6 protein-coding genes are annotated in these 7123 nt (G+C 62.8%); 2 read left to right on the top strand and 4 right to left on the bottom strand.

Features of this window, described 5'->3' with window-relative positions; translation table 11 throughout:
• Positions 1-350 precede the first annotated feature (350 nt).
• The 4 genes from JJB74_RS30720 to JJB74_RS30705 all read right to left on the bottom strand — a co-directional run bounded on the left by JJB74_RS30720 (position 351) and on the right by JJB74_RS30705 (position 5006).
• Positions 351-1169 (bottom strand): alpha/beta fold hydrolase, encoded by an 819-nt coding sequence (locus JJB74_RS30720; RefSeq protein WP_200598374.1) that lies wholly within the window; start codon positions 1167-1169, stop codon positions 351-353.
• A gap of 1 nt (position 1170) precedes the next feature.
• Complete coding sequence (locus JJB74_RS30715; protein ID WP_200598373.1) at positions 1171-2535, bottom strand: MFS transporter; 1365 nt, start codon at positions 2533-2535, stop codon at positions 1171-1173.
• A gap of 229 nt (positions 2536-2764) precedes the next feature.
• Positions 2765-4303, bottom strand: coding sequence for an aldehyde dehydrogenase (locus tag JJB74_RS30710; protein ID WP_234485004.1), 1539 nt, complete (start codon positions 4301-4303; stop codon positions 2765-2767).
• Between the two features lie 37 nt (positions 4304-4340).
• Complete coding sequence (locus tag JJB74_RS30705) at positions 4341-5006, bottom strand: GntR family transcriptional regulator (protein WP_325170203.1); 666 nt, start codon at positions 5004-5006, stop codon at positions 4341-4343.
• A gap of 268 nt (positions 5007-5274) precedes the next feature.
• Here JJB74_RS30705 and JJB74_RS30700 point away from each other — a divergent pair, with 268 nt between their 5' ends.
• Both JJB74_RS30700 and JJB74_RS30695 read left to right on the top strand, forming a co-directional pair.
• Positions 5275-5472: a hypothetical protein gene (locus JJB74_RS30700; RefSeq protein WP_200598372.1), complete on the top strand. Its 198-nt coding sequence runs from the start codon at positions 5275-5277 to the stop codon at positions 5470-5472.
• Positions 5473-5953: 481 nt separating this feature from the next.
• Positions 5954-7060 (top strand): hypothetical protein, encoded by a 1107-nt coding sequence (locus JJB74_RS30695; protein ID WP_200598371.1) that lies wholly within the window; start codon positions 5954-5956, stop codon positions 7058-7060.
• The last annotated feature ends 63 nt before the right edge of the window (positions 7061-7123 follow it).

Here is a 7123-nt window from a genome sequence, read left to right as displayed (position 1 = left end):
GTCGACGCCCGGAGCGGGGCGCGGCTAAACTCGCTACGCTGCGCTTCGCTCAAACAGACGCCGCACCTTTTCCCGCTCCGGGCATCGCCGTCACGGCGCAATCAACGGGGGTTAAAAGCAACGGCAAAGACAGAGGCAAAGGCACTGCAACTGCAACTGCAACCGCAACGGCAACGGCAACGGCAACGGCAACGGCAACGGCAACGGCAACGGCAACGGCAACGGCAACGGCAACGGCAACGGCAACTGCGCAGATACTCAAGGCTCGCAGCTTGAGCCGCAAAGCCCAAGTTGCTCGCGATTCGCGGGGCGTACTCCACAACCGCACCAGCAAACCGCGAACGCCTACCCTACCCTCCGATGAAGTCCCGTATCGCGTCCATGAACAAGGCCGGCTCCTGCAGTTGCGGCACATGCGCGCAGCCAGGCAGCACGGTCAGCGTCGCCTGCGGCAAACCCGCTGCCAGCTCGTGCGCCATCGCCGGCGGCGTCGCTTCATCATGCTCGCCGACCAGCACCAGCGCCGGCACCTGCACACGCGCCAGTTCGCCGCGCAGATCGAGCGTCGCCAGCGCGGCGCAGGCGGCGTGGAAGGTTTCCGCGTCGACCGCGACGAAGCGCGCGCGACGCTCCTCGATCAGCTCGGGATGCGCGGCCTGATACGCCGGCGCAAACAGCCGGCGCATGGCCACGTCCGAAATGCCGGCCAGGCCCTTTTCCCGCGCCATCGCCGACATGCCGCGAAACGCCGCCCGTCCTGCCTCGGAAAACGCCGCGCCGCAGTCGGCCAGCACCAGCCGCGAGGCAATGCCCGGATGACGGATCGCCACCGTCAATGCGACAAAGCCGCCGTAGCCGTTGCCCAGCAATATGGGCGGCTGCCCGAGATCCATGGCCGCAATCGCGGCGGCGATGCGGTCGGCCACGGCTTCCAGTCCACCTTCAGCGCGATCCGACTCGCCGAAGCCTGGCAGGCTCAGCACGATGACCCGGTGCGTGGCTGCCAGCGCCGGCACGATGCGGTCGAAGCTGGTGTCGTCGGCCAGCAGCGAATGGAACAGCACGATGGGCGCGCCCTGCCCCGTGGCGCGCGCGGCGACTGTGCCGCCATCCGCGCTCACGCGCAGTTCTTCGTAATGAGGTTCGATGTTCTTGATGACGGCGTTCATGTCAGGCCTTTCTCAGCGATACGTTGGTCAATGCGTCTTCTTCGATGCCTTCCAGGCTGCGCCTGCCGGACTCGACCCCGAACAGCAGCACCACGATCACCAGCGAGAACAGCAGGCCCACCATCAGGCTCAGCACGCCGGTAATGCCGTAGTTGGAGAACAGCCACACCACCAGGAAAGGCGTGCCGATGGTGGCGCCGCGGCCGAAGGTGTTGCAGATGCCCGAGGCGCGCAGGCGCACTTCGGTCGGGAACAGCTCGGGGATGTAGATCGCGAACAGCAGCGCCACCAGCACATAGATCGGCACCGTCAATGCGAAGCCGACGATGGGCAGCAGCACCGGGTCATGCACGAACGGATAGATGCAGCCAAACAGGATGGCCATCATGCCCGAGCCGCAGATGGTGGCCTTGCGACCCCAGCGGTCCGAGGTCAGCGCGCCGATGGCCGAGCCGATCGGCGCGCCGATCGACATCAGCATCGAATACTGGAACGAGGTGGCAATGGTCAGGCCCTGCTTGACGAAGAAGGTCGGCAGCCAGGTCACGAAGCCGTACAGCAGCGTGTTGATGACGATCAGCGACACGCAGCCGACGACCATCCGCGTGAGCAGCGGCGGCGTCCACAGGCTGGCCAGGCTGCGCGACGGCGCAATCGTCATTGCCGGGGCCGGCGCCGGCAGCGGCGCGCCGTTCGATGCTTCGGCTTCGATGCGCTGCATCAGCGCTTCGGCTTCCTGCGTGCGGCCCACGGACTCGAGCCAGCGCGGCGATTCCGGCAGCGACTTGCGCAGGTACCAGACGATGATGGCGCCGATGCCGCCGAGGATGAACATCGCGCGCCAGGAAAAGGCCGGGATCACATAGGTGCCCACCAGGGCTGCGATCGGCAGGCCGGAGACTACGAACACCGCCATGAAGCCCAACCACTTGCCGCGCACCCGGGCCGGGACGAACTCGGTCAGCGTCGAATAGCCGACCACGTTTTCCGCGCCCAGGCCGATGCCGATGAACAGGCGCAGGATGATCAGCACGGTCATGTTCGGCGCGAACGCGGCCAAAAGCGAGCAGCCGCCGAACAGCAGCAGGTTGAACTGGTAGGTGAAGCGGCGGCCATAGCGGTCACCGAGGAAGCCGGTCATGAAGGAGCCGATCATCATGCCGACGAAAGTCGCCGACACGAACATCGCATTCTGCGGCAGCGTCGAAAAGCCGCTGTGCAGCGTTGCGCCGAGGACGGTTGCAGCGATGTAGATGTCGAAGCCGTCGAAGAACATGCCGATGCCGATCAGCATCATGATGCGGCGGTGGAAGGAAGAAATCGGCAGCCGGTCGAGCCGGCCGCCTGCGTTGACACTGGTGCTCATGCTGTCTCCTTTATAGGTGTTGTCACTGCGATGAGGCGGGTGTGGCGCATTGCATGTGTAGGTTGGGCTGCCAAGCCCAACGTGTCCGTGCTTCGTTGACGTTTGATGCTTGGCTTGCCAGCCTGAGCGGCGACGCGCGAGCCAAACAATGGAGTCAGCGGAGCTTCGAGCTTTCGTTGGGCTTGTCAGCCCAACCTACGTGGTGCGTACGTCTTGCCGGGCCGTGCCGTCAATTCAAGCGTGGCTGGCTCGCCGTATTCCGATACCAGTCGAACGGCGCGTCATCGAGGCGCACCATCACGCTCTTGGTTTCGAAATGCTGATCGAAGGATTCGGTGCCGCATTCACGGCCTATGCCCGAGTCCTTCACGCCGCCCCAGGGCGAAGCCGGGTCGAGGCGGTGGTGATCGTTGATCCAGACGATGCCGCACTTGAGCTTCGCGGCGACGCGGTGCGCGCGCACGATGTTGTTGGTGCGGATCGCGCCGGCCAGGCCGAAGTCGCAATCATTGGCCAACGCGATGCCCTCGGCTTCGCTGGAGAACTTGGTGACCGAGACGAAAGGTCCGAACACTTCCTCCTGGAAGATGCGCATCTTTGCGGTAACGTCTGCAAACACGGTCGGCTCGACGAAGTAGCCGCCGGCCAGCGACGGGTCCGAAGGCACGCGGCCGCCTGCAACCAGGCGCGCGCCATCTTCTTCCAGGCCGATGCGCACATAGTTCAGCACCCGCTGCTGCTGGCGCGCCGATACAACGGGCCCGAGCTGCACCGAGGGGTCGATCGGATTGCCGATGCGGATGCCCTTCGCCTTCGCAGCCAGCTTCTCGACGAACTCGTCGTAGACGCGTTCATGCACGATCTGGCGGCTGCCGCAGATGCAGGTCTGGCCGGCGCCGATGAAGGCGCCGAAGGCGGCATAGTTGACGGCCTGGTCGACATCGAAATCGTCGAACACCAGCACCGGCGTCTTGCCGCCCAGCTCCAGCGTCTGGTGCGCGAAGTTGCGCCCGGCCAGCGCGCCGGTGATACGACCGGCTTCGGTGCCGCCGGTCAGCACCCACTTGGCCAGCATCGGATGCTCGGACAGCGCCTTGCCCGTGCTCGGGCCGAGTCCGGTGACGACGTTGAACACGCCCGGTGGCAGGCCGGCTTCGACGAAGAGCTGCGCCAGGCGCAGCGTGGTCAGCGGCGTGTACTCGGAAGGCTTGACCACCGTGGTGCAGCCCGAAGCCAGCGTCGGCGCCAAGCTCTTGATGAGGATCATCAGCGGATGGTTGAACGGCGTGGAATTGCCGACCACGCCGATGGGCGTGCGTATCGTGTAGTTCAGGTAATTGCCGTCGACCGGGATCACGTCGTCGCGGCGCGCGATCGCAAGACCGGCGTTGTAGCGCAGGAAGTCGGGCAGGCGCGATACCTGCGCCCGGGTCTCGTTGACCGGGCGGCCGTTGTTCAGGGTTTCGAGGTGGTAGATCTCTTCGAGATTGGCCTCGAACACGTCGGCGAGCTTGTTGATCAGCTTGGCGCGGGTGCGGTTCGACATGCCGGACCATTCTTCGCTCTCGAAGGCCGCGGCTGCGCTTCTGACGGCGCGATCGACATCGTCATCGCTGGCGTGGGCGATGCGGGCCAGGATGTCGCCGGTGGCGGGATTGATCACATCGAGCAAATCGGCGCGGCTGGCCGGCACTTCCCGGCCATCGATGAACAGCCCGCGTGTCTGAACCTCGTTTTGCATTGCCTGTGCTGCATTGCTGCTGGACATGCCGTCTCCTTTTATCGTTGTTGGAGGATTGCGTGGATCAGCCGCGCACGACCATCAGCGAGATCGCCTGGGTCACCCGCTTCGCCGCGGCATTGATATGGGCTTCAGCGATGCGCTCGGCCTGCCTGGACTTCCGCTCCTGCAGCGCATCGATCATGCGGCAATGCTCGGTCACCAGCGTGGCCGGATTGCCGTGCTTGACATTGTTGATGCTGACGAGAACCACCCGCTCCATCTGATCGATCAATGCGCCAAGCTGGTCGCGCATGCGCACGTTGGCGGCCAGGTGCGCGAGATGGTGATGGAAGGCGCGGTTGTAATCGATGAAGCCGCCTTCCCAGTCCTGCGCATCGAAGCGGCGGAAGGGTTCGAGCGTGGCTAGGTCGTCATCGCTGGCGCGGCGCACGATGCGTTCCATGCAGGCGCGTTCCAGCGCGGCGCGCAAATGGAACATGTCGTCGACATCGGACAGCGAAATCGGGCTGACGCGGTAGCCCTGGCGCGGAATCGTGATCACCAGGCCTTCGCGCTCCAGGCGCATCAGCGCATCGCGCACCGGCGACTTCGACACGCCGAAGCGCTCGGCCAGCTCGGCCTCGCGGATGTCGGCGCCGGGAGCGATGCGGCACTTCAGGATGTCGGCGCGCAGCTGCTCGTAGATCGATACGCGTAGCAGCGGGCTGCCAGATTTGAGGGGGATCACTGCATTCATCATGGCTGGATTAAATATCAATATTCAAATTTTTGCAATGTCGTGATGTATCACGAACGAGCGAAATTTCGTCTGCTCCTCCGCACGGGCACTGACTAACGCTTGAAAAGAACTCCAATACTCCCTGCTTTTCCTTGAGACGTGATGTATCCGCAAGAAAAGAGAACCGGACACGACTCGCGTCGAGAAAGCTTGCTGTACCACCATGGGTAAGTGCGGCGCGAGTTCGTACAAGGCCTTGACGCGCAGGTCGTCGGGAATGAAAGACGCACTATCGGCGGTTTCACGAATTGGTATTCCCGCCCGATTATTTCCGATGACGATGCAAGCCGGAAAAGCGCGCAAGCTTTCAGATGCCGTATTCATTTTTCATCTGAAAGAGCGACGTCGCCGTTTGTCGCCCAATGCCGAATCTGCCGTAAATATCACGACGTCAATTAACGCGGGCCGTCAGTAATTCCATAGCCCGCGCTGAACTTAGTTTTATGTCACTTGATGTGCGTCATTTATTTCACAATCTCGACTTTTTTTCGTACGGCATTTTCGTAAATTAGATCAGGCAACGATCTGAAAACCGATTCCGCCGAATGGCGTGAATTCAGCCTGGCTCGCGTTCTTTCGTCTAGCGAGCCGCGTTGCGATCGTTCGCACCCCGAATTCGCATGCAATGCATTTCGGCGCGAGGCATATCGAAAAAAACGGGGAAGCAGCAAGAAAGCATCGGGCGGGAGAACAGGCGAATTTGCCAGGCGCCCTCCTTTTCATTTCATGAATTTTCTCTTGGAGATGAATAAATGCACGCAATGAACTGAAACCGGCAATTAATTGCCTTGCAAATGAATAAAAGCAAATTTCGCAAATCCATCGAGTTGCACGAAGAATCTTCTATTGGGAGGCAGGTCATGTGCTTTTCTTTCAAAAGCCAATTCATCGGAAAAATGAAATTCCGCGCGGTACCCGCGCTTGTCGCGGCGCTTGCCGGCGGCATGGGGCTGGCGCAGGCCGGGCCGCAACCCGCGCTGCACTATGCCGCGACAAGTCAGGTTGGCGATGCCAATGCCGCGCAAGCCTGGCGGATCACCGAAATCCCGACGCTCGGCGGCGCGATGGCTACGGCCACGGGCATCAATGACGGCGGCGCGGTGGTCGGATGGAGCCAGAAGGCAGGCGCCGGCCCCAGGGGACCGATACATCCGTACCTGTATCAGCGAGGCCGCCTGACCGATCTGGGCACGCTCAATGGCGGTCCGGATTCCAACTTCAACGCTTATGCGGCCGGCATCAACGCTGGCGGGACGGTGGTAGGCAACAGCAACAGCGGCAGCACCCGGACGCAAGCCTTCGTGTACAGCAACGGCACCATGACTGCCATCGGTTCCACCATAGAGAGCCAGGCCAATGCGATCAGCAACAATGGCTACATTGCCGGCTCGGGCTTCGTCCCGAGCGACAATCCCGGCCAGCACGCCTTCGTCTACCGCAACGGCAGCCTGACCGACATCGGCACCCTGGGCGGGCCGACCAGCATCGCCTATGCCGTCAACGATTCCGGCATGGCGGCCGGCGCCAGCGACTTCGACGCCAGCAGCATCAGCCATGCCTTCCTGTACCGGGATGGCGCCATGATCGACCTCAATCCCTTCGAGGGCAGGTACAGCGCAGCGATCGGGATGAACAACCTGGGCCAGGTGGTCGGCTATGGCGCCTCGGCTTCCGGCACCTATCATGCGTTCCTGTACGCGGACTCGCGCGCGATCGATCTGCACAATGCGCTGGGCGCCATGCCAAATGCGCAGAGCCTGGCCCAGGCAATCAACGATGCGGGAGAAATCGTGGGGGTGACGTTTGCCGATGGCGGAAGCTGGTCGGCCTTCCTGTACTGCCAGGGCAACGTCACCCGGCTTGAAGCGCTTCCCGCCGTGAAGCGGGCGGGCTGGACCCAGCTGAATCCGGTGGCGATCAACAAGAACGGGGATATCGCCGGCACCGGGACCATTCGCGGCAACAGCAGGCCATTTCTGCTGAGCCGCAACGGGGGGCGCTAGGAGCCTGCGCGGCAGAGGGGGCGAAGCGAAACATGAAGAACCGGCCTGTTCCGGATTCGTCCC

This window comes from Noviherbaspirillum pedocola (genome assembly GCF_016632335.1).
In the GTDB taxonomy this organism is placed as follows: domain Bacteria; phylum Pseudomonadota; class Gammaproteobacteria; order Burkholderiales; family Burkholderiaceae_D; genus Noviherbaspirillum_A; species Noviherbaspirillum_A pedocola.
The sequence above is the reverse complement of the archived record's forward strand: the minus strand, read 5'-3'. Positions and strand labels throughout refer to the sequence as shown.

What these genes read in the sequence shown, in the direction of transcription:
- JJB74_RS30715 (WP_200598373.1), bottom strand. Translation starts at nt 2,535, where the DNA reads ATGAGCACCAGTGTCAACGCAGGCGGCCGGCTCGACCGGCTGCCGATT.
- JJB74_RS30695 (WP_200598371.1), top strand. Translation starts at nt 5,954, where the DNA reads ATGAAATTCCGCGCGGTACCCGCGCTTGTCGCGGCGCTTGCCGGCGGC.
- JJB74_RS30710 (WP_234485004.1), bottom strand. Translation starts at nt 4,303, where the DNA reads ATGTCCAGCAGCAATGCAGCACAGGCAATGCAAAACGAGGTTCAGACA.
- JJB74_RS30720 (WP_200598374.1), bottom strand. Translation starts at nt 1,169, where the DNA reads ATGAACGCCGTCATCAAGAACATCGAACCTCATTACGAAGAACTGCGC.
- JJB74_RS30700 (WP_200598372.1), top strand. Translation starts at nt 5,275, where the DNA reads ATGAAAGACGCACTATCGGCGGTTTCACGAATTGGTATTCCCGCCCGA.